Source organism: Streptomyces sp. NPDC030840 (assembly GCF_055572015.1).
This window is the reverse complement of sequence record NZ_JBVIEE010000022.1, coordinates 125,344-151,440: the sequence shown is the minus strand read 5'-3', so window position 1 is coordinate 151,440 and position 26,097 is coordinate 125,344. Positions and strand designations below refer to the sequence as shown.

Below are 26,097 nucleotides of genomic sequence, written 5' to 3'. Positions count from 1 at the left end.
GCCAGCGGCCAGGCGGGCAGACGCCGCACGGCGAACGCCTCGCCGAGCGTTCTCTTGCCGCACCCTGTCTGTACCGCCCGCTGCCGCCACCGCCGGGACATCTGCCACACCGTTTGGCTGAGCGATTCCATCGGATCCGCGCCACAGTGAGGTATTAGCCTCGAACTGGGGCGACGACGTTTCTGGAGCGGACCATGGAACACGGGAGCCGACGTTCGGAAGTCTCGGGCCCGGTGATGTCGCCCGTAGGGGAAGAGCAGATATTTGCCGAGGCCCTGCAGCAGGCCGTGCGGGAACTGCGGGCAACCACCGGTGTTGCGATGGTCCCGGTCGGGGATGCTCAGACGCTGGGCTGCGCCGTCGTGGTCGGCGATCCGCTGTCGATCTTCATGGTGGCGGACTACCTTCAGGTGAAGGGGGACGACCATGACTACGCCGGAGCGGTCGCCTATCACACCGGGCGCCAATGCGTACGTGTGCGAGGCGAGTCTCCCAGCGGCTTCCACCCGGACATACCCTTCGCGTACGCGGTCGTCGCCACACCATTGCTCGGATCCGGGGGACAATCACTCGGAGTCGTCGTCCTGCTGTGGGCCGAGCCGGTCGACTGGGACCGGATGTCGGTGCGGATGCAGGACCGCTGCCGACGACTGACCGAGGAACTCGCCAGCGAACTGGAGCGGCGCGGCGCCACCGCGCCACGAAAGCGTTTCGGATCGGCACCCAAATTCATCCTGCCCCAGGGCCCGGACAGGCCGGTGGAGTCGGTGAGCATGTCGCTCGTGTACCAGATCACCCGGCTTGCCGCCCAGCTCACCGAGGCGTCACGTCTGCAGGGCGTGTTCGATGCGGCAGTCGAGCGGATCATGGAGCCGTGCGGAGCCCAGTGCCTTGCTATCTCGATCACGGATGAAGGGCGCCCACGGCTGCTCGGTCACAGCGGATGCGGAGCCGAGCTCGCCGAGCGGCTCACCAGGGCCTCGGCAGGCACGCTGGAGAGGGCGGAGGCTGGTGGGCCTGCATGCGTGGACCACCCGCTTTTCTTCAAGTCGGTGTTGACGGACGGGCCGGTTTCGGCCTACTGCCTGCTCCCCCTGGCCATCGGTGACCGTGGCTCGGGCACCCTGGCCCTCGGCTTCGACTATCAGCGCGGCTTCCCACCTGGGGAGCGGGCAGCACTGGCCAGGATGGCGCAGCTTCTGGCGCCGTCGATCGGGCGGGCGCTGCAGTACGAGGCCGAGCACCGGCTGGCCCAGGAACTGCAGCACGGCCTTCTGCCTCCCGCGCTCCCACAGCATGCCGAAGTGGACATCACCACCCGTTACGTCACGCCGACGTCCGGGTCCGCAGTCGGCGGCGACTGGTACGACGTACTGAACCTGCCGGACGGAACCCTCGGGCTCGTCATCGGCGATGTCGAGGGACACACCCCACGGGTGGCCGCGACCATGGGCCAGATCCGCAGCGCCATCCGGGCGTACGCCGCGGAAGGACACCGCCCGGCCGACGTACTGACCCGTACTAACCGGCTCTTCGCGGACCTGGGCACCGAACTCCTCGCCACCTGCTGCTGCGCCTGGCTGGAACCGGAGACCGAGACCGTCGAGATATCCACCGCCGGGCATTTGGCACCGCTGATCCACCGCCCCGGCCATGACTTCACCACACCCGAGCTGCCCTCCGGCATACCACTGGGAGTCCAGCCGGACACCGGCTACGGCTCCACGCGGATCCCGCTACCAGAGGGAGCCACCCTCGTCTTTTACACGAACGGGTTGGTCCACTCCCACTCCGTGCAGCTGACCGACGGCATCGCGGCGCTGCATCAGTGCCTGAACGCCCCCGGCAACCCGCACATGGATGTACTGGCCGACCGTCTGCTCACCATCACCGGCGCCGACGGCCGACGAGATGACGACGCCGCCGTGCTGATCGCGCAGTTCCTGGGCCCGCACGCGGACCGACGTCAGCGGATGGCGAGAATATTCGTCGAGCGGCACGATCTGCGCGCCGTCGCGGACGTCCGGAGGCTCCTTCGCGAGCAAGTACGCACATGGGACTGGGAAGTGGTCTCGTCCGATCTTGAACTCGCTGTCACCGAACTGGTCACCAACGCGCTGGTGCACGCCGACAGTGAGGTCCAGGTCCAGCTGCGGGAGTACCCCGACCGGTTGCGCGTGGACGTTCGCGACTCCGACCCGCGGCCTCCGCTGCCGGCACCCGTGCTCGCGTCCGGGGAGGCCGAAACCGAGGCAGAACACGGCCGTGGCCTGCTCATCGTCGACGCTTTGGCCGCGTCCTGGGGCAACTCACCCAGTGGGCGCGGCAAGTCCGTCTGGTTCGAGCTGAGCAGACCGCCGGCGTCCGAGCCGCCGAACCCGCCGCTTGAGACGTGGGAGAAGCATCCAGCGGACAACGCGGGTCTGGCGATACCGTAGGCAGCCCGTGACTGTCGATGCCGTGGACCGGCAATGACTGTGACGGACGGGTGCAGAGGGATTGCGCTGCCCACTCGCGGTCGGCCGGAAAGCGGCGCCATCGGGCGGAGAGCGCAAGCTTTCCGCTCATCACTCGCGCTCTTCCTCCCCCTGGGCCGTCGGCCCTGGGTCAGAAACGACCGCACGGCGTCGTCGGCCCGCGGCCGGAGGATGCGACGACTGCCGACGGCGCCGGACGGGCGCCCTCCGCCTTGGCCGTGACAGACAGAATCGTGATCGCCGCGAGGGCACCCAGACCGATGAGGACAGCCCCTGAGACCATGAAGGCGGTCCCGACTCCGATGGCTTCCACGGTCGCCGAGGCCACCCAGGGTGCAACGGCCGCGGCGCCCGCGATGCCGGCCTCCCAAAGTCCCAGGGCCTTGGCCAGGTGACGACCGGGAATGCGCTGCTGTACGAGGGCGATGAGGGGTATGTCCGTCAGCGCTGAGGCCAGACCCGTCAGAGTGAGCAGCGCGGCCGCCACGATCGGCGACTGAGCAAGGCCGAGGGGGAAGCGGAAGACACCCAGCAAGGCCCAGGAGAGCACGGCGGTGAGGGCGAGGTTGCGCAGCGGCAGCCGGGCCACTACGAATGCGCCGACGACCTCGCCGACACCCGTGATGCCCAGCAGCAGGCCGTACTGGCCTCCGTCTGCGCCGAAACGTTCACCGACAAGGACGGAGAGACCGACGGTGAGGAAGCCGAGCGCCGCGGCGATAGCGACGACGAAAGTGGCGATGACGATCAGCACAACGGGTTCGGACCGCAGCGCCGCCAGACCCGCAGCCAGGTCGGCACGCAGCCCCGTCCGGTGGTCGGCAGGGGCTGGGCGACGGATGCGGAGAGCCGCGACAGTGGCGGCGGAGACCAGGAAGGTGAGCACGTCGAGTGACAGCACCAGTGTCAGGGAGGAGGTGGCCAGGAGCGGCACGAGCAGCAGCGCGCCTCCGGAGAACGCGGCGCGGAACGCCACCTGCAACAGCCCATTGGCTTGAAGCAGGTCCTGCGGGGGCACGACCTCGGGCACCGTCGCGTTGCGTGCCGGGCCGAAAGGAGCCCCTATCAAGGCCAGTACCGCGGTGACCACCACGAGCACCGTGAGGTTCAGCATCCCCAGGGCGAGCAGCCCCGAAGCCAAGGCCACCACTACGCCTCGGGCCAGATCCGTGGCGATCATGAGACGGCGGCGGTCGTAACGGTCGGCGTAGGAGGCGCCGACCACGGTCGCGAGGAACGCCGGCCCGAATGCGGCCATGGTGACGAACGCGACTGCGGTGGGATCTCGGGTGAGTGACCATGCCAGCCAGGCGACGGCCGCGGTGTAGAGACCGTCACCCAGTCGCGAGATGCCTTGGCCCAAGAAGAGAAGGAGGAAGTTTCGGTTCTTCAGCAGTTCCATGACGCCACTGTGGAGACGGCGGCCGCAGGCATCAACTTATTCGACAAAGACTTAATCGATCTCCGATGGCTGGCCGAGGAAGGCGTCCAGAGCGGGTGCCAGTATCGCGAGCCTCTGAGGCACCAGGTGGTACATGACGTAGTAGCCCTCGCGTCGGCGGTCGAGCAGACCGGCTTCGGTGAGCGTGCGCAGGTGCTTGGACAGGGCCGCCTCGGTGATGCCTACCAGCGGGGCGAGTTCCTGAGTGCTGCGCGGCCGTTCGGCGATCAGCCGCAAGGCCCGCAGACGCGTGTCGTCGGCCAGAGCGCGCAGGACACGTACCAGCTGAGCGGGAGGGATCCGCGGTCGGGTCTCGCGCATGATTGCGGAAGCGGGAAAGACCAGGCCGAGCGGCCATGGGCCGTCACAGTTGACTCGTACGTGCGGCCAGGCGTACATGCTCGGGGCCAGCACCAGCTGGTCCTCGGGGCCGATGCTGATCTCGTGTTCGTGCAGCCGGTCGAGCCAGAACCGCCCGGCGTGCGGATCGCACCTGACTTCCGGTGACAGTCCGCGAAGCATCCCGTACAGCCCCTTCTCCTCGATGAGCCGGCCGGCTTCGGTGACGCTTGCGGCGAGATCCGGTTCGATCCGCTCCCATTCCTGAGCGAAGGCCTCCTCCCAGTAGGCGTCCAACAGCAGCAGGAAGCGTTCGAGCAAGGCGCCCGGGTCATCAAGCAGCAGCTCGGCCAGCTCCTTGCCACCCTCGGCCACCGCCCGTTCGTGCAGACTGCTGCGCACCGACGGGTCGTTGAGGATGTCCGGGTCCCTGTCCTGCCTGTCCCCGTTCGCCGGCTTGATCAGCGCGACGGCGAACTCCAGGCGCACCAGGGCGGGGTCGATCGTCCGCAGGCGCTCCAGCTCGTCCTGGAAGCCGAGCAATTCGCCCGTCGGCGAGGGGAAGAAGAACTCCGGGAAGTACGAACGTAGAGCGAAGGCGAACACGTCGATCTCCCGTTTGAGTGCGGGTGACAGGGAACGCATCGCCCGCACCCACCCGTGCTGGACGGGATGGTGCTTGGGCTCCACCAGCACGTGCAGACTGAGTACCGCTTCCAACGACGGCGAGTAGGTGAACCCCACGAGCTCGGCGCCGGAAGCCGGGACACGGAACACAATCGTCATGGCGGCATCATCCACGCCGTGCCCCGCCCGGTACTGGTCGCCCCCATCCGGCGGGTCGGATCAGCGTCCACGAAGGCTGACGCGGCCGTGGCGGTCGGCATTCGGCGCAGGCGGCTTCCTGCGAGCGAGCTGTACCATCGAGTACACTTCCCTTGTGGTGGCGCTCGCTTGGCCACTCGCACCCGTGCACCGTACATTCCGATTGCGAATACGAAGAGGGCGATGACTACGCAGGACAGCAGTATTGCCAAAAGGGTACCTTCGGGTCCTCGGGCAGACCGCAAGAGGCAAGCCATCATTCAAGCCGCTCGGGAAACCTTTCTCACCGAGGGCTTTGACGCGAGCATGGACCGCGTCGCCGCCGTCGCGGGAGTCTCCAAGGTCACTGTCTACAATCACTTCGACAGCAAGGAAAGTCTCTTCATTGCTGTGATCACGCGAGAGCTGGACCGCGCACTGGAGGAAGCGGAGCGTCTGGTTGAGTCCAGACTGGTCACCTCCGCGGACGTGAAAGCGGATCTGATTCAGGCGTGCCGTGCATGGGCTGCCGGGGTCTGTGCGCCGGAGACGATCGCTCTGCGGAACCTTGTCGCCGGGGAAATGCGACGGTTTCCGGAACTGGGCGAAACCTGGCAAGAAAGAGGTCCTCAGCGGTTCCATCGTGTGATCGCCGCCGCCCTTGACCAGTTGAACGAAATGCGCTTGCTCAGCATTCCGGACGTGGACCTTGCTGTCCTCCAACTGTCCGGACTTGTCGTGTCTCCCAGCCAGGTGTACGGCGCATACGGAAGCCCTCCCGATCCCGAGCTCACGGACAGGCTGATCGTGAGTGGAGTCGACATGTTTCTGCAGTTCTACCGATACGGTGACAGGGAGCTGAGCGAAGCGGAGGAGGGCAGCCCGTACATCGGAGAGCCTGCTTCCCGCGCGCCGGGCGAGACGGCAGCTGTTGATGGATAGCCAGATCGGCTACATGACCGCAACATCGCTGCAGGCGGCCTATGCGAGTGGCGATCTGTCACCCGTGGAGGCCGTCCTGGCTCTCCGGGAGCGGATCGAACGCCTTGACGGCGACCTGAATGCGATGACTGCGACCTGCTTCGGAAGGTCGCTGCAGGAAGCCAGACATTCGGAGAAGCGCTACCGAGATGGGAACCCGCGGCCGCTGGAAGGTGTGCCGATCGCGATCAAGGATCTTATTGATACCGGGGCATTGCGTACGGCATACGGTTCCAAGATTTTTGACGATCACATTCCAAAAATGGACGCGCCCGTCGTATCTCGTGCCCGCCTCGCCGGAGGCATCGTCATCGGGAAGACCGCGACGCACGAATTCGCGTGGGGTATAACGACGGCCAATGAACATTTCGGCCCCACTCGTAATCCATGGATGCGCAGTCTTGTCCCCGGGGGTTCGAGCGGCGGCTCCGCCGCTGCCGTTGCCGCAGGGTTCGCGCCGTTGGCGCTGGGCACGGACACGGCGGGATCAATCAGAATTCCGGCGGCCTTCTGCGGTATTGTCGGATTGAAGCCGACTCACGGTGCCGTGAGCACTTCGGGTGTCTTTCCACTCGCTCCTTCACTTGACCATGTAGGGCCGATGGCCCGCAGTATCGCTGATCTCCGCATGCTGCTTTCCGTGCTTACCGGATCCGACTACCTGTGCTCCGATACGCGGGCGGACCGCGATGCGGAAGTGGTGGTGGGAATATGCGACGACTTGGATCAAGTGCCTTTGACCAGTCAGGTGTGGACGGCGCGGGAGGCTGCTGCGGAGACGCTTGCGCGATCCGGACTACGTGTCGTGAGGGTGTCGGCGGAAAGTCTGCCCAACATGTACAAGACACTCGGCACGACTGTCGCCGCCGAGGGGGCCTGGGTACACCGAAAGGCCGGCCTGTGGCCGCACCGTGAGGACGAGTACAGCGCCGATGTGCGCCTGCGGCTAAGGCTTGCGGGCCACGTAGACCTCGATGACTACATCCAGGCGCAACAGGATCGGCTGTCGCTGCGCTCATCCCTGGAGCGCATCTTTTCGCGCGTCGATGTGCTTCTCTCTCCGGTGTCCGCGGTCTCTCCGGCAACCATCGAAGACGCGGACACCACACAAAACCCAGAAGGCCTGACAGAGTTCAGGGAACAGGTGATGACCTCGACAGCGCTGCAGAGTCTTACCGGGTTTCCCGCCTGCGTAGTGCGGGCCGGTTTCGATGCCCAAAATGTCCCGATCGGCGTGCAGCTCACCGCGCCGCCGAACGGAGAATGCAGGCTGCTGGAAGTCGCGCAGCGGCTTTTCGATGCGACCGCGGAAATTCAGGAGCACTGGCCCAGCACAGCATGAGCAACTCGCGCGGGAGCTTTTACCTGCGGCGGAGGACGAGGGCGTAGAAGATGCTGTGCGGGCGCGAACGCCGGAACCCAGGGCGGCGCCTGTGCCTTCCCTGGGTGTGACTCGAGCCAGCAGGCCGGCGCCTGGTCGACTGCACTCCGCTCCGGGTGATGGCAAGGCATCGAAGCGCTGCCAGGACGCGCCGGGCAGCGTGGCGCCGATCGCGTCGACGAGGCCGGCGTGGGCGTCGGAAACGACGAGCTGGACACCGGACAGGCCCGGGCGACGAGCGAGCGCAGGAAGGCCAGCCAGCCCGCGCCGTCCTCGGCGGTCGCGACGTCCAGCCCCAGGATCTCCCGGTGCCCGTCGGCGTTGACGCCCACGGCGACCAGGGCGTGGACGTTGATGATCCGGCCGCCTTCTCGGACCTTCTGCGTCAGGGCGTCGACCCAGACCAAGGTGTAGGGGCCGGCGTCGAGCGGCCGGTTGCGGAAGGCGGTGACCTGCTCGTCCAGGTGCTTGGCCATCGCGCTGACCTGGGACTTCGAGAGCTGGGTGACGCCGAGGGGCTCGGCGAGTTTCTCGACTCTACGGGTGGAGACACCGAGGAGGTAGGCGGTGGCGACCACCGAGATGAGGGCCTGCTCGGCCCGCTGGCGGCGTTCGAGGAGCCAGTGAGGGAAGTAGCTCCCGCTGCGGAGTTTGGGGACGGCGAGTTCGACAGTGCCGGCGCGGGTGTCCCACTCGCGTGGGCGGTAGCCGTTGCGGTGGTTGACGCGTTCGTCGCTGACCTGCCCGTATTCGGCGTTGCAGAGGGCGTCGGCCTCCGCGGACATGAGCACGTCGGCGAACGTCTTGACCATCGCGCGCAGCAGATCGGGACTCGCCGCGGCGATCAGCCGATGGCCGTTCGTCTATGCGGGCTTCATCCCGATGCCGGAGCAAACCCCCGGATCAGGTCGAACCCGTACACCACTTCCCTGGACGCAACCGGCACAACCAGGATCATGCTTTTTCTGTAACGATCGTTCGTATAACAGGTGATCGCGCACCGGTCGACTCGCCGGCCGGTCGGCCGCCGCCTGTTGAAGGGCGCAGCAACACTACCCCTCCTCTCGTCTCTTCTCGAGTCGGCTGCGCCGAGCCTCCTGCACCGACGCGCCCCCTTCCCCTCTGGCGTCGATCAGCCTTGCGAAGTCGCCGCCTGTCCTGCCGGTCACTCCAAGTCTGGGGGACATCTGCATGTCGCGGGTATTGACATCACTGAACGGTACAGTACACATTCGTTTCCAGGCGAGCCGGCTGGAACCAGTCATCCGGTCGCCTCATGGGAAGGCAAGGTCAGATGGCAGCAGACATTCGCTCTCCAGTGGTGGAAGACGCGGCGGTCGCACACACAGCGGATCCGCTGCCAAGCCCTGTGGCCAGCGCCGCGTTCCCGCTGGACAACGGTCGGGCGCCACGGCGCATCCCGTCGACAACCCGCCCGGCCGACAGGCCTACATGCTGACCAGACCAGCCTCTACCAGCCCCCACCCGAGCGCACGGTGATGGTGATCGAAGACCGGTTTCCCATCTTGGAGCGGTCAGCTACTCAAACAGCGAGCGTCTCGGCACAAGGCCGTCACACGTACGGATCAGAACCGTCGAGGCCACACGTCGCCTCAGAATCGCGCAGGCGGTCCCCAACATGCTGGCGAGCGGTTTTCCGGTGCGTTCGTGCCGGCAGAAGGCCACACCACCGTGACGGCCACGGCCGTCTGTGACGCCCTCGCGCACCGGACGTGATCAGGTTCGCTCCGGCACCTCTCTGCCGCACATTCCACGATTCCCGGCGTGCTGTCGCCCCGCCCGACGATGATCCGGCGAGCAGTGCGATGCGGCGCCGGATGCTGCACAGAAATTTTTCCGGAACCAAAGAAAGGTCAGTCAATGCGCCCGAATGCCAAAACCAAGCTCATAAGCATAGGCGGGATCGCGGCACTGGCTCTGACGGCCGCCTGCTCCAATCACTCCACGTCCGGAGCAGGCGGACTCGGGGGTGCAGACTCCAAGTCGGCCGACAGCCAGACAACTTCGGTCAAGATCGGATTTCAGGGGCCGCTGTCGGGTGACTACCAGCAGTTGGGCATCAACGAGGTAAATGGAATCCAGCTGGCAGTGGACGAGGCGAACGCCAAGAACACATACGGATTCAAGGTCACCCTCGTGAGATCTGACGACCAGGGAGATCCGTCGAAGGCGCCGGCGGCGGCCGCCACTTTGATCCAGGACAACTCGGTGCTCGCTGTCGTAGGACCGGCCTTCTCCGGGACGACCAAGGCGGTGGGCAGCGACTACTCCTCGGCCAATCTTGCCTTCATCACTCCGTCGGCGACCAACGCAACCCTGCAGACGCTCGGCTTCAAGGCGTTCCACCGGATGGTCCCGTCCGACGACGTGGAAGGCACCCAGGCCGCGGCCTGGCTGGCACGTAAGAAGATCAAGGAAGTATTCGTCGTCGACGACCTTAGCGACTACGGCAAGGGTGTGGCCGCCGCAGTGGAGAAGGAGCTGAAGGCGAGGGGCGTGAAGGTGCTCCGGCAAGGCGTCGACTCGAAGACGACGGACTACAGCGTAGTCGCCAACGCGGTGAAGAACTCCGGTGCGGGTGCTCTGTTCTACGGAGGCTATGACGCACAGGCAGCGCTGTTCGCCAAGGCGCTGAAGTCGGTGGGTTACGACGGTCTCACCCTCGCTGGGAACGGAGGGAAGTCCTCGGTCTTCACCTCGCAAGCCGGAGCCGCCGGCAACGGCTGGTACTTCACGTGCGGCTGCCTGGACGCGGCCACGGCCCCCAGCGCCAAGAAATTCGCCGCAGCATACGAGGCGGCCTTCCACGAGCCGCCCTCGACGTTCTCGCCCGAATCCTACGACGCTACCAACGCACTGCTCGCCGCCATCAAGGCAGCCGCCGCACATGGGAACCCCACCAGGCAGTCGGTCGCCGACGCCGTCAATCGCATCGACTACACGGGCATCACCACCGTTGTCCGGTTCGACACCAACGGTGATGCCGACGCCAGCGTGTCAACCGTCAATCTGTACCAGCAGAAGCGCGGAAAGATCGTCCAGCTCGGCAATATCAAGAAGATGGACTGACGGCTGCTGTGAACAGAAGGCCAAAGCGTGCGGCCGCACCGGTATTGATCATCATGGCACCTCTTCATGGCCGCCGTTCTTATCAGTCCTGCGCCCGCCGCACAGCTGCCCGATAGAAAGGCATGCGGGGTGAACTACCTCCAACAGATTCCCGGGTACGTACTGCTCGGTCTCACCCGCGGGTCAATGTACGCCCTGATAGCACTTGGATACACCCTCGTCTACGGTGTCCTAAGGCTTATCAACTTCGCCCACAGCGAAGTATTCATGTCCGGTGCTTTCGGTAGCTACCTTGTCCTGCACGCCATGGTGGGAAGCGGAGCCGGGACCGCGAGCTGGCAAGTTCCTTGGATCGTTCTTCTGGGATTGCTCACCGGCGCGCTGACGGGCGCGACGGTGGCGTGGGGGCTTGAACGAGTCGCCTACCGGACGCTGCGGAAAAGGAGAGCGCCGAACCTGGCTTTCCTCATCAGCGCGATCGGTGCCTCGTTCTTCCTGTCACAGCTGGCCGGCAAGCTGTTCAACAGGAACAGCAACAACGCCTTCCCGGAATACTTCAAGACGGACCGTGTGCTGTTCGAAATCGCGGGGGCACGGGTCCAGGTTCTACAGATCATCATCATCTTCTCCGCGCTAGTGATCATGGTCGTACTGGACCGTCTGGTTTCTCGAACCAAGCTGGGACGCCGGATCAGAGCGGTGGCTGAGGACCAGCCCGCCGCCTCCCTCGTGGGCGTGGACATCGACAAGACCATCTCGCGGACGTTCGTCATCGGCGGCGCCCTTGCCGGTGCAGCCGGTTTCCTCTTCGGAACAGCCTTCGGCTTCTCGAACATGATGGGATTCCAGCCCGGCATCAAGGCATTCGCGGCTGCCGTACTGGGAGGAATCGGGAATGTGCGCGGTGCGATGATGGGAGGTCTTTTGCTGGGCGTCGTCGAGGCGGTCGTCCCACCCTTGCCTTTCATTGGCATCCAGTGGACCGACGTAGTCGCCTTCCTCGTGCTGGTACTCGTCCTCGTATTCCGCCCGACTGGAATTCTCGGTGAACGACTGGGGCGTGCCGCATGAACACCGGAACAATCATTTCTCCATGGGTCAGACGGCTGCTCAGCTGTTTGGCAGGTGGCTTCATCCTCGCGCTGATGTGGGGGCCACAGGAGGGTTCGCGAACCGACTACGGCTACGGGTTCCGACAGGCGGTCCTTCATCCCCGGATCTTCGTCTTCCTGGCAATCGGTCTCCTGGGGTTCGCCGCGATCACCTACCGGTCCCGGATCAGCCCCTGGCTGCGACGCCCGGGCGCACGGTCGCTCGGCGCTGGCGCGGCGGTCGTGGCTGCCTCCTACACGCTGTTGCACTGGTACGACCCGATCGGCGACGCGAAATTCTCGTCTGTCCCGCAGGCCGTCGCCCGGACTCAGAGCATGCCGCAGCCGGCGTCCGCCTTCTTCGGCTGGCTGGCCTGGACCCAGTTCGCCGCGGTGCTCGTCCTGGGCGGGGTCGCCGTGGTCCGGGCTGACCGGCGTCTCGGCTGGGCAGCCGCCCTGGCAAGCGCCGGAGCGGGTGTACTGAGCTGCGTCGCGCACCAGCAGGTCGTCTCCTTCGACGGCGGCGTCGACCATTCGCTGGGGGCGTCCGGCGCACTGCTCGGTTACCTGGTCATGGCTCTGGGATGCTGCGCCGCCTGCGTCACCCGCCAGAGGCACGCGACCGCTCGCATCACCCTCGCACGGATCATGGAATGGCGGCCGGGTCTGCCGCCGGCGCTCCTCGGGACGATCGTGGGTGTGCTCGCCCTGGCACAGGCGACGTGGTTCTCGCCCGACAGGCTCGACGCGACCCTGTCAGACACGCACGCCCTGTTCGAGGGCAGCGGCCTTGCCTCCGTCGCGCTCCTGTACCTGGGCGGTGTGGGCTGGCTCGTGTTCGGAACATCGGTGATCCTGGTCGGCACCGGGAGCTACTTCCGTCGGTGGGTACTCAGCGCCTGCGGCATGCTCGCCGGCCTCGGGGGGCTGCTCCTCACCCTCGTGACCCTGTACGACATCAGCGACATCGGTGCTCAACGTGGGGTCGACGGCGCCACCGGGCCGTGGCAGAACCTCGGATCGGGGGGATGGCTCGCCTGCCTCGCATTCAGCGTCGTCGCGGCGGGCGGATACATCGCGGCGACCGCCCCTTCACCCGGTTCGAGCACGGTCCGGTCGAGACGCATCGGGTTCGCGTCCCTGCGGCTCGCTCCCGGCCGATCCCGGGCTGCCACTACTGGGGCATCGGCGAAGAGCCTGCTGCTCATGGGGCTTGCGCTCGCCCTCTTCTACCCACCGACACTGACAGATTTCTGGCAGACGGTACTGGTGAGCCAGATCGGTGTGTACGTTCTGCTCGCCGCCGGACTCAATGTGGTGATCGGCTGGGCCGGTCTGCTCGACCTGGGCTTCATCGCCTTCTATGCGATCGGTTCTTACACAACGGCCTATCTGGTCGGGTCACTGCCCGTGCAGCCGCCGAGCTGGCTGCACATGAGCCCACTGCTGGCCATCCCCTTCGCCATCGTCATCTGTCTGGTCGCCGGCATCGCGCTGGGAACCCCCACGCTCCGGCTGCGCGGTGACTATCTAGCGATCGTCACCCTTGGCTTCGGTGAGATCATCCGCATCGTCGCGATAAATAACCCTGGCAATTTCACCAACAGCACGAGGGGCCCGGCCAAGCCGGTCCCGCATCCGGAGATCCATCTCGGTCCTCTGCACCTCACGTGGGGCAGCAACAATCTCCAGTACTGGTACCTGCTCCTCGTGCTGATTCTTGTGGTCGTGGGACTGTTCTACCGGCTTGAGAACTCCCGCATCGGTCGGGCGTGGGAGGCCATACGCGAAGACGAAGTAGCGGCCAGAACGCACGGCATCAACGCCACTCGGGTCAAGTTGCTCGCCTTCGCGATCGGTGCCTCGACATCCGGTGTGGCCGGTGTCTTCTTCGCCAGCCAGGTCGGCTACTTCAACCCGGACAACTTCGTGCTGAACAACTCCGTGCTGGTCGTCGCTTATGTGGTGTTCGGCGGCATGGGCTCGCTGCCGGGAGCCATCGCGGGCGCCGCTGCGCTCACCTGGCTGCCTGAGTTCCTCAAGGACCAGGTGCCCGCGGACGATCGCCAGATGTGGATAGGCGCGGTCCTGCTCGCCATGATGATCTTCAGGCCGGCCGGTCTGATTCCGGCGCGTCGGCGGAAGGCGGACCTTCCCGACCTCGATGGCGGCCCTGAGATTCCCGGGCCGCGAGAGGCAGCGGCGGAGAGTCGGGCCACGGTGGAAGCCGCCGGGCCGGACAGTCGTGAAGCTGTCGGCGCAACGACGGACAGGGAGGTCGTCTTCGACGTCGGCCGGCTCACGCTCCGCTTCGGAGGCGTGGTGTCCCTCAAGAACGTCTCCTTTCAGATGTTCCGCGGCGAGGTCCTCGCGGTGATCGGACCCAATGGGGCCGGCAAGACGTCCCTGTTCAACTCGCTTACCGGCATCTACACCCCGCAGGAAGGATCAATCCTGCTTTCCGGACGGGCCGGTTCCCGGCCGGTGAGCGTGCTGGGGAAGGAAATGCACGTCCTGAACCATCTGGGTGTTGCCCGGACGTTCCAGAACATTCGCCTCTTCCCTGATCTGACGGCTCTCGAAAACGTCAAGATCGGCGTTGAAGCTAGGTTCCGCTCGGGCCCGATCGCGGCCATGCTCCGCATGCCGTGGCAGCGTCGAGAGGAAAGGCAGAGCACCGAACGTTCCTACAGTCTTCTTGCCGAAGTCGGACTTGAGAAGCACGCCAATTCAACCGCTTCTTCGCTTTCTTACGCGGATCAGAGGCGTTTGGAGATCGCTCGGGCACTCGGCACCGATCCGGGGGTGCTGCTCCTGGACGAGCCGGCTGCGGGAACCAATCCCGCCGAGAAGCGTGAGCTTGCCGATCTCATTACGCGCATCAACTGTGAGTACGGAGTCAGCGTGTTGCTTATCGAACATGACATGAAGCTGGTCATGTCCGTGGCGCACCGCATCGTGGTCCTTGACTTCGGACAAAAGATCGCCGAGGGCAGTCCGCAGGAGGTGCAAAGGCATCCGGCTGTCATAGCCGCCTATCTCGGTACGGCCGAAGGCGAGGACGACGAAGAGTCATCGCGGGAGGCGATCGGCCTTTCCGTTGGAATGCAGCAGTCCAGTATCGGACAAGGTGACAGTGATGACCGTGACTGATCAGGCGTTGCTTCGTGTCCAGGACCTGGAGGTGCGTTATGGCGGCATACGCGCACTCAAGGGGGTGTCGTTCCATGTCGGCAGCGGCGAGATCGTGGCGCTCCTCGGCGCCAATGGCGCCGGGAAGACGACGACGCAGAAGACTGTTTCCGGGATGCTGCGGCCTTCGAGCGGCTCCATTTCTTTCAAGGGTCAGCGCATCGACGGAATACCTGCGCACCATCTCATCAACCTTGGGATATGCCATGTTCCCGAGGGACGCCACGTCTTCTCGCGGATGACGGTCGCGGAGAACCTCGAGATGGGGGCATTCAGGTTCCGAAAGGTCGACCCGGACGATCTCGACCACGTACTGGAACTCTTTCCCCGCCTGCGGGAGCGACTGGCGCAGGCTGCCGGAACGCTGTCGGGAGGAGAGCAGCAGATGCTTGCCATCGGCCGGGCAATGATGGGCCGGCCTCGGTTGCTTCTGCTCGACGAGCCCTCTATGGGCCTCGCCCCCATGGTTGTTTCTCAGATATTCGACATCATCCGGCAGATCAACAAGGACGGCGTCTCTGTTCTGCTTGTGGAGCAGAACGCGGTACAGGCGCTACGTCTGGCCGACCGGGGCTATGTCCTGGAGACAGGTGAGATCGCCTTGGAAGGCACCGGAGCGGATCTGCTGACCGACGACCGGGTACGAGTAGCTTATCTGGGTGAGGAAATCCTCTCCTAGAAGAGATGTACGTCGCAGTGCATGCATGACCTTCATGGCTGCGCGACCATCAAACGCCAATTCTTGAGGAGGCACCATGACGGATGCAGGCGCAGAGTGGGACGCCAAGGTCGCCAGGGTGATTGATGAATTCAGAACTCGTGGAGGCAAGGTCGGCGGGGAGTTCGAGGGGTGTCCGCTTCTGCTCCTCCATTCCAAAGACACCGGCTCGGGACGGGAGCGGGTCAATGCGCTCATGTACATGCTGGACAGCGGCAGGTACATCATTTTCGCCTCCAATTCCGGGAAGCCGGTCGACCCGATCTGGTTCGGTAACCTGTTGGCGACCCCACAGGCCGAGATCGAAGTCGGTACAGCGAAACTGCCCGTTGTCGCGAGCGTCGTGGATGAGCAGGAGCGTCAGCGGCTCTACGAGCGGCAAGTCGAGAGCTATCCGTTCTTCGCCGACTATCAGAAAATGACTGACCGTGTCATTCCTGTGGTCGCTCTCCGGACTGTTCCTCAGGAGACCAGGTGAGGTTGATCGAAGCTGGTCGTCAAGCAGGGGCCGTTGCATGATCGCGTTTCGTCCGGAGTGCCGTGCTGGCTCGTCCTTGCAGGGGACATCCCGGTTCGGGCGGGGGCGGACGCAGCGCAGGCACAATCTCAGTGATCATGTGAGTGTCGAAGTCCCATGAACACCTGGCGAGTCCGTGCCTGCTCCTGCATCTTCTCCCATGCCCACCGCGCTGGCCCAATTGGGCTGGACTGCCGCGCCGGTCCCGCTGGCGGACGCGGTCGCACTGTCCGGCTTCCTGGATCTGGTGCCCGACCCGCGAGGCGTCCGTGGCCGCCGCTACCGGTTGTCCGCTCTGGTCGCCGCGGCCGCGGCGAGTGTCCTGGCCGGTGCCCGCTCGCTCACCGCGATCACGGAATGGATCAGCGACGTCCCCGCGTGGGCATGCCGGGTTCTCGGCTTTCCCACCGACCCGCTCTCCGGCACCGTGTCCGTCCCGCACCCCCACACCCTGCGCCGTCTGCTCGTCCAGCTCGACGGCGACGCCCTGGACCGGGCGATCGGCACCTTCCTCACCGCCCGCGCCACCCCGGCCGGCCCCGGACTGCGGGCGATCGCCGTTGACGGCAAGGCCCTGCGCGGCTCGCGCACCCACGTCACCGGGCACGTCACCCTGCTCGCCGCGATGGACCACACCGGTCACGTCCTGGCCCAGCGCCAAATCGCCGACAAGAGCAGCGAGATCCCTGCCTTCCGGCCCCTGCTGGACAGCGTCGACCTGACCGGCACGGTCATCACCGCCGACGCGCTGCACACCCAGCACGCTCACGGCACCTACCTCCGCGAGCGCGGCGCCCACTACATCGCCCAGGTCAAGGCCAACCATCCCAGTCTCTTCGACCGCGTCCGCCGCCTGCCCTGGCGCGAGATCACGCTCGACCACTACGACCGCACCCGGGCACACCACCGCCTGGACATCCGGCGGCTGAAGACCGCCGCCTTCGCCCACCTCGAGGCACGCCAGGCCCTGCAAGTCGTGCGCTGGAGGAAGGACTTCACCACCGGCAAGCTCACCATCGAGCGCGTCTACCTGATCACCAGCCTGCCGCCCGGCGCGGCTACCGGCGCCCAGCTCGCCGACTGGATCAGAGGCCATTGGAAGATCGAAAATCTTCTGCACCACGTCCGCGACCGCACGTTCCGCGAGGACGACTCCAAGATCCATGCCGGCCATCTCCCGCGCATCATGGCCGGCCTGCGCAACCTCGCCATCGGCGTCCACCGCCAGGACGGCCACACCAACATCGCCGCTGCCCTACGTCACACCGCCCGCGACTGGCGAAGGCCCCTGGCCGCCCTCGGCCTCACCGGATGAATCCGGACAGACCTCGATCATGCAAGGGACCCTGGGTCGTCAAGCGTCTGCCTGACTTCCGGTCGTCCTGCTGGACAGCTTGTGGCCGGAGCCCATATTGCGGGCTCCGGCCACAAGCTGTTTGAGCCGGCGCAGCATGCGGTAGGGCCGTGCTCGGTGCTCTGCCGACCTGGCTTCCGTGACGCTGGTGGCCGCTGCGGATTCTCCCGCGCCACTCTCAGTGCAGGCCCTGCCGGGCCCGCATCGCCGGTACCCACACCGCCTCCGATGCAGGCGAATACGACGGCGGCGGCTTCGCCGCACCGGATGCGGGGCACCCGGTCGTCACGGCCGACCATGTCAGTCCAGGTCGCGCAGGCGCAAGTGCAGCTCAGTCAGGAAGCGTGTCTCCGCGTCGTGCGGGTCGAAGCCGCTCACCTCTCGGATGCGCTGCAGGCGATAGCGGAAGGTGTTCGGGTGGACGTGCATCTGCGTGGCCGCGGCGTTCGTGTCGCCGAAGTGGTCCAGGTAGCAGCGCAGTGTGGCCAGGAGCTGGGTGTGTTGCTGCCGGTCGTGTCGTTCCAGCAAGGGGACGGCGCTGCTCAGGAGCTCGTCGTCCTGGCGGAGGGCTCCGCGCAGACGGGAGAGCGCATGCAGCAGTTGGACGTCTTCGAAGGAGGCCACGCGGGGCGCCGTCGGGTATTGCTGTTGCAGGCCGGTGATGCGATCGACGTGGGATCTGGCGGACGGGATCCGGCCGGGTTCCCCGATGGCGGCACTCACCGCCAGCACGATGCGTTCGCGCAGTGTCACGCGGTCCCACAGGTCCCGGGCGATCTTCGTCGAGCGGGTCTTGGCCTCGGCGTCGTCCGTGGATGCGGGCCACAGCAGCACCGCATAGGTGGCGTGGTCGTGTGGTGCGATGAGGGAACGGGGATGGGCGGTCGTCAGGTAGAGGCGGAGTACGTCCGACGGTGTCTCGCTGAAGGCCGCATCGTGCGCCGGTCGGGACGGCGCGGCGGCCAGGAGCGTGGCTGTTGCGGCGGGCAGGCCAAGGCGGACGGCGGCCTGGTCGGCGGTCGCCGTGCCGAGCAGGACGGCCTTCAGGTCGTCCTGCTCGGTGGTGCCCTGCCCGCCGGTACGGCTCATACGGACGGCGATCGCCTGTGCGGCGGCACGGAGGTGTGCCGTCTGCTGCGGGTCGAACGGGGTCTCCGCGCTGGCCCACAGGTATCCCAGATGCGGCCCGTCGTGCTGTACCCGGCAGGCCATACGGGGTTTGGCCCGGTCTGAGGCCGGCTCCAGGAAGACGGGCTCCGGAGAGCTGGTCAGGCGGGCGATGTCACCCCGCGAGCGGAGCACCTCGATGAGCCAGGGCTGGGCCTGCCGCTCGAGGATCCCGGAGACCCTCTCCTCGTCCGCGGCCTGCTGGCCCTTCGACCAGGCCAGCACGCGGAACTCGGTGTCCTCCAGGACGATGGGCACGTTGAGGAGTTCCCCGGCCGCGTCGATGATCGAGAACAGGTCTTCCCGCTGACCGGCCGCCGCATCGGGATCCTGCTGGAACATCTCACTCACCTCCTCACCTCGACAGCCATGGTAGGCGGCATGAGTGCAGGTCAGATGCCGCACCGGGAGCGGCACCGGTCAACCGACGAGCCCGAGGAAGTGCTCGGCGTTGCCCCGACGGATCATCGCCTTCTCTTGGAGGGAGAGAAAGGCACTGTCGCTCACGACCCGGCCGGCGGGCCGCTCGCCCAGCGGGTACGGGTAGTCGCTGCCCACCATGACCTGCTGCGGGCCGTAGGTGTCCACCAGCAGGCGCAGGGCGCTGGGGTCGAACACGACGGAGTCGACGTGGAACCGGCCGGTGTAGTGCGAGGGCGGGTGCTGGGAGGTGCCCACCACGTCGGGGCGGCCCCGCCAGGCGTTGTCCATGCGGCCGAGCCAGAAGGCGAAGGATCCACCACCGTGCGCGAAGCAGATCTTCAGGCGGTCGTCGATCCGGTCGAAGACCCCGCCGAGGACCATCGCCACGAGCGACAGGTGGGTCTCGGCGGGCATGGCGGTCAGCCACCGCGCCATCCAGCGGCGCAGGCGCGGTGAGTCGTCCATGTCCCAGGGATGGACGAAGACCGGGACCTCCAGGAGAGCGCAGTGCTGCAGGAAGGTGACGATGCCCTCGCTGTCCAGGTCGCGGTCGCCGACGTGGTTGCCGATCTCGACGCCGCGGTGGCCGTTGGCCAGGCAGCGTTCCAGTTCGCGGCAGGCCGCGTCGGTGTCCTGCAGGGGCACCTGGCAGAAGGGGATGAGGCGGTCGGGTGCCGGGGCGACGATGTCCAGGGCCAGGTCGTTGAAGATCCGTGCGATACGTGCCGCCTCCGCGCCGCTGCGGCCGTAGTGGAAGAAGGCCGGTGTCGGTGAGACCACTTGCGTGCTGACGCCGTCGGCGTCCATGTCCTTCAGGCGGGCCGCCGCGTCCCAGCACTGCGCGCCGATCCGGCGGAACTCCTGCGACCCCAGCATGATCATGGCATCGGTCTCCGACTCGATGCGCAGCCAGGGGGCCAGGGGGCCGGCGTCCGCGCGCAGGTCGGGCCAGCCGTGGGGGACGTAGTGGGTGTGGACGTCGATGGTCTCGCACTCGGCCTCGGCCTCGTACGCGTGCTCGCGCTCTTGCCGGTGCTCGGCGCGGTCGTGGTCGCGCACCGGGGTCAGCCCTTCCCGGGGTGCTCGGCCCCGCAGGCGTCGCAGGTCCGGGCCTGCCGGTCGTCGTAGAAGGCGGCGAAGACCGGAGGCAGGTCGGCCACGATGTCGGTCACCTGGAGCTCCACCTCGTGGATGAGGGCGTGGCACTCGGGGCAGTACCACTGGAACTTCTCGAGGGTTCCCGGCTCGCGGACGCGTTCGATGACGAGGCCGATGCTGTCGGCCTCCGGGCGCTGCGGGGAGTGCGGCAGGCCCCCTGGCAGCAGCCAGGTCTCGCCCTCCCGGATGTGCACGGCGCGCGGGCCGTCCTCGGTCATGATGTTGACGTGCATGTTGCCGCGCAGCTGGTAGAACCACTCCTCGTACGGGTCGACGTGGTAGTCGGTGCGCTGGTTGGGGCTGCCGAGGATCTGCACGATGAAGTCCGCGCCGAGGGCCATGGTGCGGTTGTTTACCGGCGGCTTGAGCAGGTGGGCGTGGTCGGTGATCCACTTCTGGAAGTGGATGACCTCGGGGATGGCGGTCATGTCGGTGTTTCCTTCGCTGGATGGCGGGTCAGCGACCCGGGAGGCTGGCGATGGCCTGTATCTCGATGAGCAGGTGCGGGTGCGGCAACTGGTGGACGGCGACCGTGGTGCGGGTGGGGCCGTGGGCGTCGAAGTACTCGGCGTAGACCTCGTTGTATCCGCCGAAGTCGTTCATGGAGACGAGGTACGTCGTGACCTGGGCGACGTCCTCCAGGTCGGCGCCCACGGACTTGAGGATGGTGCGCAAGTTCTCGATGACGGCCCGGGTCTGGGCACGGATGTCCAGGGTGGTCGTGCCCAGGGCGTCCGCCTCGGCGCCCTCGAAGGTGTTGTCCGGCCTGCGCGAACTGGTGCCCGAGACGAAGACGAGGTCACCGACGACCTTCACGTGGGGAAAGCGGCCCCGTGGGACGGCTTGTCCTTCGACGACATGTGCGGTGTTCATCAGCGGCCTTTCAGCGTGACGGTGCCGAGCCCCGCGATGTGGCACGCGGTGACGCCGGCGGTGAGCGGCAGGGCTGCGGTCGCGGCGCCTGCCAGGACGATCTGCCCGGGTGTGAGGCGGACGCGGCGCCTGCGGCAGATGTCGAGCAAGGCGTGCAGGGCGGCCAGGGGTGCCCCGAGGATCGCCGCGGTGGATCCGACGGCCTCCGCCTGCGGGGTGCGCAGCCGCACCGCCTTGTTGGCGACGTCGCTGAGCGGACGCCAGGTGCCGACGACGTATCCGGCGGCGGAGGTGTTGTCGGCGACGACGTCGGTGACGGTGAAGCGGAAGTCCTGGTACCTGGAGTCGATGATCTCGATGGCCGGTGCGACCGCGTCCACGCGGGATGCGATGTCGGTTGTGGGGTCGTCGAGATCGACGTGCTCGCTCAGTCGGAACGCCACCTCGGGTTCGATTCGGGGATGGATGAAGTCCGACAGGTCCAGCTCCGCGCCGTCGCCGATCCGCATGGCGTCGGTCAGACGTCCCACGATGACCTCGGAGACACCCATCTGCGCCATCTTGGCTTTGCTGGTGAAGCCCAGTTTCACGCCGGTCAGCCGCTCCCCCCTGGCCTGACGCAGGCCGACCAGGGCTTCCTGTACGGCGTAGGCATCGTCGATGCCGAGGGTGTGGGTGCCGGCGAGGCTGGGGACGGGGCTCCGGTCGCTCCGGGCAGTGTCCAGACGATGGGCGAGTTGCAGAGGGTCGGGGGTGGTCATGCCGCACCTCCTGCCGGAGCTGACGCACAGGCGAGGTCCAGGGCGATGTCGGTGAGCAGGTCCTCCTGGCCGCCGACGAGGCCGCGGCGGCCGGCCTCCTGCAGCAGGTGGCGGGAGTCGATCCCGTGCCGCGCCGCGACGCGGGACGCATGCAGCAGGAAGCTGGAGTACACGCCCGCCCGGCCGAGCGTCAGGGTGTCGCGGTCGACCTGGACGGGCCGCTCCCGCAGGGGCCGGACGAGGTCCTCGGCGGCGTCCTGGAGGGCGAGCAGGTCGCAGCCGTGGTGCCAACCCATCAGATCCGCCACGGCGACGAACGGCTCCGCGGGACAGTTCCCGGCCCCCGCGCCCTGCCCGGCCAGCGCGACATCCACGCGCAGCGCCCCGTGCCCGACGGCCGTGACGCTGTTGGCGACCGACAGCGACAGGTTCTCGTGGGCGTGGATGCCGATCTGCGTGTCGTCGGCCAGGACCTGGCGCAGGGCGTCGACGCGTTCGGCCACATCCGGCATGGTCAGCCGCCCGGCGGAGTCGGTGACGTAGACGCAGTGGGCGCCGTAGGACTCCATCAGCTTCGCCTGCTCGGCGAGTCGGGCCGGAGTGGCCATGTGGCTCATCATCAGGAAGCCGCAAACGTCCATGCCGTTCTCGCGTGCCCAGGCGATGTGCTGCGCGCTGATGTCGGCCTCGGTGCAGTGGGTGGCCACGCGCACGCTGCCCACGCCGAGGTCCCGGGCACGGCGCAGATCGGCGATGGTGCCGATGCCCGGCAGCAGCAGGGTGGTGAGGGTGGCGTTCTCGATCACCTCGGCCGCGGCCCGGATCCATTCGTCGTCGGTGTGGGCCCCGAACCCGTAGGTGGCGCTGGAGCCGCCGAGACCGTCGCCGTGGGCTACCTCGAGGGCGTCGATCCCGGCGCGGTCGAGGGCGGCGACGATGTCACGGACCTGGGCGGTGGTGTAGCGGTGTCCGACGGCGTGCATGCCGTCCCGCAGGGTCACGTCCTGTACGTAGATGTGCATCAGCGCACCCATCCTCGGAGTTCGGCCATGCGCTCGGCCGTCCGCAGGGCGGCGGAGGTCATGATGTCGAGATTGCCGGCGTATTCCGGCAGGTAGTGGCCCGCGCCGCGCACCTGTAGGAAGCAGGTGACCTGAGTGCCCGTGACATGACGGCGCAGGTGCGGGATCCACACCTCGTGCAGGGTGTCGAACTGGACGTCCTGCACGAGTTCGTAGCCTGGTACGTACTCCTGGACGTCCCGGACGGTCTGCCGCACCGACTCCTCGATGGCCTCGAGGGTGCCGGCCGTGGCGTCCTCGATGACGCAGAAGACGGTGTTGCGCATCACCACCGGCGGGTCGGCCGGGTTGAGCACGATGACGGCCTTGGCCGTGTCGGCGCCCGCGACCTCGCGCAGGGCCCGGCTGGTGGTCTCGGTGAACTCGTCGATGTTGGCACGGGTGCCGGGGCCGGCGGACCGGGAGGAAAGGGAGGCCACGATCTCGGCGTAGGCCACCGGGACCACCCGGGAGACGGCCGCGGCGATGGGTACGGTGGCCTGCCCGCCGCAGGTGACCATGTTGACGTCGTCGGCGGCGAGGTGCTTCTCCAGGTTCACCGAGGGGACCGTGAGGGGCCCCGACGCGGCGGGAGTGAGGTCGATGATCAGCTTGCCGTGTTCGCGGCAGACTTCGGCATGGTGGGTGTGGGCGCCGGCCGAGGTCGCGTCGAAGACGATGCGGACATCGGCGAACTCGTCCATCGCGGCGAGACCGTCGATCCCCTCGTGGGTGGTGGCCACCCGCAGGCGCCTGGCGCGGGCCAGGCCTTCGGAGGCCGGGTCGATACCCGCCATGGCCACCGTCCGAAGGATCTCCGACTGCCGGAGCACCTTGATCATCAGGTCGGTTCCGATGTTTCCCGAGCCCAGGATGGCGACCTTGACGCCGCCGGCCGTGGTCGCGACTTCGGTGCTCATACGTTCTCTCCGTTCCGCGACTCGATCCGTGACTCGACCGTGCCGAGTCCGTCCAGTTCCAGGCGGTACAGACCACCCCCGGTGATCTCCACCATCGGCCCCAGGGCACCGGACATCACCACGTCACCGGCGAGCAGGGGCTGCCCCCGTCGGGCCAGCTCGCGGGCCAGCCAGGTGACGGCGACGACCGGGGAACCGAGGCAGGCGTGGCCCGCGCCGAAGGAGACGGGCTCCTCGTCCCGGTACAGCGTCATCCCGACCTGCGCCAGGTCGAGGCCGTTCAGGCTGTGCGGGACGGTGCCGAGCACGACGGCGCCGCTGGAGGCGTTGTCGGCGACGGTGTCGGTGATGGTCAGGTCCCACTGGCTGATGCGGGAGTCCACGATCTCGATGGCCGGGAGGACGAAGGCGGTGGCCCGCAGGACGTCCGCGACGGTGGCGCCCGGCAGGTCCAGGTCGCTGTCGAGGACGAAGGCGATCTCTCCTTCGGCGCGCGGCTGTATGAAGCGGTCCAGGGCGACGGGCTCGCCGTGGGCGAGGACCATGTCGTCGAAGAGCATCCCGAAGTCGGGTTCGAAGACGCCGAACTGTTCCTGTACGGCGGGCGCGGTCAGGCCGATCTTGGCGCCGACGTGGCGTGCTCCCGCGGCCGTCCGCGCGGCGGCCAGGCGGCGCTGCACCTCGTACGCGGCGTCGATGCCGGTGTCGCCGAGCAGGTCGCGCACGGGTGCGCAGGGCGTTCGGGTGGCCGCGGCGCCGGTGAGGCGGGACACGGCGGCCTCGATCGCGTCGCCGGGGCTGTCTCCGGCACGCGGGCCCGAGGCTTCGGGGTGGGTGTCGATGTCGGTCGTCATAGCTGCACGCACACGTTCGTCGGCTCGGTGTAGAAGTGGAGCGAGGAGGCGCCGCCCTCACGGCCGATCCCGGACAGCCCGGCACCGCCGAAGGGCGAGCGCAGGTCGCGCAGGAACCAGGTGTTGACCCAGGCCATGCCCACGTTCATGCGCTGGGCGACCCGGTGGCCGCGGCGCAGGTCGTTGGTCCACACCGCGGCGGCGAGGCCGTAGTCGGTGTCGTTGGCCTGGGCGATGGCCTCCTCTTCGGTGTCGAAGGGGATGAGGGCGGCGACAGGACCGAAGATTTCCTCGCGTACGGGACGGTCGGCGTTGGTGAGCCCGGTCCACAGGGTGGGTTCGATCCACGCGCCGCCGTCGAGGGCCGGCCCGAGGTCCGGTGTCCCGCCCCCGGCGACCACCTTGGCGCCGGCGGCTTCGGCCAGGTTGAAGTAGCGCAGCACCTTGCGCCGGTGCTCCTGGGAGATCAGCGGGCCGGTGGTGGTGCGGGCGCTGAGCGGGTCGCCGAGCCGCAGCCGGGCGGCCCGCTCGGCCAGGCCGTCGACGATGTCCGCGAACACGGCCCGGTGGACGTAGACCCGCTCGGTGCACAGGCACACCTGACCGGTGTTGGTGAAGACCGACCGGGACAAGCCGTCGAGTGCCTCCTCGACATCGACGTCGTCGAAGACGATCGCGGCGTTCTTGCCGCCGAGTTCGAAGGACACCGGGCGCACCCCGGACGCCGCCGCCCGCATGACCTCGGTGCCGGTGGCGGACGATCCGGTGAACGTGATGCCGTCCACGCCCGGGTGGGTCACCAGGAACTCGCCCGCGGAGCCGGCGCCGAAGCCGTGCACGACGTTGTAGGCCCCGGCGGGCAGACCGGCGTCGGCCAGCACCTCGGCCAGCAGGGTCGCGGTAGACGGGGTTTCCTCACTGGGCTTGACGATCACCGCGTTGCCGCAGGCGAGCGCGGGGGCGACCTTCCAGGTAAGCAGTAGCAGAGGCAGATTCCACGGCACGATCACGGCCACCACGCCCAGTGGCTTGCGCACCGCGTAGTTCAGGGCGCGGCGCCCGTCCGGCAAGTCGGTGAGGAACGAGTCCTGGCCGGCGGCGGCCACGATGTCGGCGAACGCGCGGAAGTTGGCGACCGCGCGGGCGACGTCGAGTTCCCGGGCCTGCGTCACGGGCTTGCCCGTGTCACCGACCTCCGCGGCCACGAACTCCTCGAAGCGCTCCTCGATCAGGTCAGCGGCCCGGCGCAGCAGCGCCGTCCTCTCCCGGACGGGGGTGTTGGTCCAGCCGTCCTCCAGTGCACTGCGGGCCGAGCGGACCGCGCTGTCCACCAGGGCCCGGTCCGCCTCGTGCACGTGGGCCAGGGGCGCGCCGGTGGCCGGGTTGATTTTGATGAAGCAGCGTTCAGGGTCGGGTTCGGCGAAGGTGCCGCCGACGAAGTTGCGGATGACGGGCACGGTTTCAGTGGACATGGGGTGCCTCCAGCGGGGCGGGC

General features: G+C 67.2%; 20 protein-coding genes and 1 pseudogene. 9 read left to right on the top strand and 12 right to left on the bottom strand.

Annotated features, from left to right (window positions below):
• Window positions 1-236 precede the first annotated feature (236 nt).
• Window positions 237-2,438, top strand: a complete 2,202-nt coding sequence (locus tag ACZ49J_RS35255; protein WP_467454659.1) for an ATP-binding SpoIIE family protein phosphatase — start codon at window positions 237-239, stop codon at window positions 2,436-2,438.
• A gap of 169 nt (window positions 2,439-2,607) precedes the next feature.
• Here ACZ49J_RS35255 and ACZ49J_RS35250 read toward each other — a convergent pair whose 3' ends face one another.
• Window positions 2,608-3,879: an MFS transporter gene (locus ACZ49J_RS35250; protein ID WP_467454624.1), complete on the bottom strand. Its 1,272-nt coding sequence runs from the start codon at window positions 3,877-3,879 to the stop codon at window positions 2,608-2,610.
• 51 nt (window positions 3,880-3,930) lie between these two features.
• Window positions 3,931-5,043 carry an ArsR/SmtB family transcription factor gene (locus ACZ49J_RS35245; protein ID WP_467454622.1) on the bottom strand — a complete coding sequence of 371 codons (1,113 nt, stop codon included), beginning with the start codon at window positions 5,041-5,043 and terminating at the stop codon, window positions 3,931-3,933.
• Window positions 5,044-5,265: 222 nt separating this feature from the next.
• Here ACZ49J_RS35245 and ACZ49J_RS35240 point away from each other — a divergent pair, with 222 nt between their 5' ends.
• Both ACZ49J_RS35240 and ACZ49J_RS35235 read left to right on the top strand, forming a co-directional pair.
• Window positions 5,266-6,003, top strand: coding sequence for a TetR/AcrR family transcriptional regulator (locus ACZ49J_RS35240; RefSeq protein ID WP_467454621.1), 738 nt, complete (start codon window positions 5,266-5,268; stop codon window positions 6,001-6,003).
• The gene (locus ACZ49J_RS35235) at window positions 5,996-7,384 is read left to right on the top strand and encodes an amidase (protein WP_467454620.1); all 1,389 of its coding nucleotides are present in this window, start codon (window positions 5,996-5,998) and stop codon (window positions 7,382-7,384) included. The genes ACZ49J_RS35240 and ACZ49J_RS35235 overlap by 8 nt, the downstream gene beginning before the upstream one ends.
• Before the next feature lie 174 nt (window positions 7,385-7,558).
• On the opposite strand, the pseudogene ACZ49J_RS35230 reads toward ACZ49J_RS35235, so the two are convergent.
• Window positions 7,559-8,271, bottom strand: a pseudogene (locus ACZ49J_RS35230) (IS256 family transposase); the annotation flags it as partial.
• Between the two features lie 937 nt (window positions 8,272-9,208).
• Here ACZ49J_RS35230 and ACZ49J_RS35225 point away from each other — a divergent pair.
• The 6 genes from ACZ49J_RS35225 to ACZ49J_RS35200 all read left to right on the top strand — a co-directional run bounded on the left by ACZ49J_RS35225 (window position 9,209) and on the right by ACZ49J_RS35200 (window position 17,346).
• Window positions 9,209-10,513, top strand: coding sequence for a branched-chain amino acid ABC transporter substrate-binding protein (locus ACZ49J_RS35225; RefSeq protein WP_467454619.1), 1,305 nt, complete (start codon window positions 9,209-9,211; stop codon window positions 10,511-10,513).
• A 129-nt stretch (window positions 10,514-10,642) separates the two neighbouring features.
• Window positions 10,643-11,584: a branched-chain amino acid ABC transporter permease gene (locus ACZ49J_RS35220; RefSeq protein ID WP_467454618.1), complete on the top strand. Its 942-nt coding sequence runs from the start codon at window positions 10,643-10,645 to the stop codon at window positions 11,582-11,584.
• Window positions 11,581-14,757, top strand: coding sequence for a branched-chain amino acid ABC transporter ATP-binding protein/permease (locus ACZ49J_RS35215; protein ID WP_467454617.1), 3,177 nt, complete (start codon window positions 11,581-11,583; stop codon window positions 14,755-14,757). The genes ACZ49J_RS35220 and ACZ49J_RS35215 overlap by 4 nt, the downstream gene beginning before the upstream one ends.
• Window positions 14,744-15,475 (top strand): ABC transporter ATP-binding protein, encoded by a 732-nt coding sequence (locus ACZ49J_RS35210; RefSeq protein ID WP_467454616.1) that lies wholly within the window; start codon window positions 14,744-14,746, stop codon window positions 15,473-15,475. Before ACZ49J_RS35215 ends, ACZ49J_RS35210 begins: the two co-directional genes overlap by 14 nt.
• 76 nt (window positions 15,476-15,551) lie before the next feature.
• Window positions 15,552-15,992, top strand: a complete 441-nt coding sequence (locus ACZ49J_RS35205) for a nitroreductase/quinone reductase family protein (protein ID WP_467454615.1) — start codon at window positions 15,552-15,554, stop codon at window positions 15,990-15,992.
• Window positions 15,993-16,191: 199 nt separating this feature from the next.
• A complete protein-coding gene (locus ACZ49J_RS35200; RefSeq protein WP_467454614.1) occupies window positions 16,192-17,346 on the top strand; it encodes an ISAs1 family transposase in 1,155 nt (384 codons plus the stop codon).
• Window positions 17,347-17,685: 339 nt separating this feature from the next.
• On the opposite strand, the gene ACZ49J_RS35195 is transcribed toward ACZ49J_RS35200, so the two are convergent.
• The 9 genes from ACZ49J_RS35195 to ACZ49J_RS35155 all read right to left on the bottom strand — a co-directional run bounded on the left by ACZ49J_RS35195 (window position 17,686) and on the right by ACZ49J_RS35155 (window position 26,074).
• The gene (locus ACZ49J_RS35195; protein WP_467454658.1) at window positions 17,686-18,894 is read right to left on the bottom strand and encodes a PucR family transcriptional regulator; all 1,209 of its coding nucleotides are present in this window, start codon (window positions 18,892-18,894) and stop codon (window positions 17,686-17,688) included.
• Window positions 18,895-18,972: 78 nt separating this feature from the next.
• Window positions 18,973-19,959, bottom strand: coding sequence for an amidohydrolase family protein (locus tag ACZ49J_RS35190; RefSeq protein ID WP_467454656.1), 987 nt, complete (start codon window positions 19,957-19,959; stop codon window positions 18,973-18,975).
• Window positions 19,960-20,039: 80 nt separating this feature from the next.
• The gene (locus ACZ49J_RS35185) at window positions 20,040-20,561 is read right to left on the bottom strand and encodes a 3-hydroxyanthranilate 3,4-dioxygenase (protein ID WP_467454612.1); all 522 of its coding nucleotides are present in this window, start codon (window positions 20,559-20,561) and stop codon (window positions 20,040-20,042) included.
• 28 nt (window positions 20,562-20,589) lie between these two features.
• Window positions 20,590-21,006, bottom strand: a complete 417-nt coding sequence (locus tag ACZ49J_RS35180; protein WP_467454611.1) for a RidA family protein — start codon at window positions 21,004-21,006, stop codon at window positions 20,590-20,592.
• Complete coding sequence (locus ACZ49J_RS35175) at window positions 21,006-21,767, bottom strand: 2-keto-4-pentenoate hydratase (protein WP_467454610.1); 762 nt, start codon at window positions 21,765-21,767, stop codon at window positions 21,006-21,008. Before ACZ49J_RS35175 ends, ACZ49J_RS35180 begins: the two co-directional genes overlap by 1 nt.
• Window positions 21,764-22,789, bottom strand: a complete 1,026-nt coding sequence (gene dmpG / locus ACZ49J_RS35170) for a 4-hydroxy-2-oxovalerate aldolase (protein WP_467454608.1) — start codon at window positions 22,787-22,789, stop codon at window positions 21,764-21,766. Before dmpG ends, ACZ49J_RS35175 begins: the two co-directional genes overlap by 4 nt.
• Entirely contained in the window at window positions 22,789-23,748 is a 960-nt protein-coding gene (locus ACZ49J_RS35165; protein ID WP_467454607.1) for an acetaldehyde dehydrogenase (acetylating), read from the bottom strand. The genes dmpG and ACZ49J_RS35165 overlap by 1 nt, the downstream gene beginning before the upstream one ends.
• Complete coding sequence (locus ACZ49J_RS35160) at window positions 23,745-24,602, bottom strand: 2-keto-4-pentenoate hydratase (RefSeq protein ID WP_467454606.1); 858 nt, start codon at window positions 24,600-24,602, stop codon at window positions 23,745-23,747. Before ACZ49J_RS35160 ends, ACZ49J_RS35165 begins: the two co-directional genes overlap by 4 nt.
• Window positions 24,599-26,074, bottom strand: coding sequence for a 2-hydroxymuconic semialdehyde dehydrogenase (locus ACZ49J_RS35155; protein WP_467454605.1), 1,476 nt, complete (start codon window positions 26,072-26,074; stop codon window positions 24,599-24,601). The genes ACZ49J_RS35160 and ACZ49J_RS35155 overlap by 4 nt, the downstream gene beginning before the upstream one ends.
• Between the last annotated feature and the right edge of the window lie 23 nt (window positions 26,075-26,097).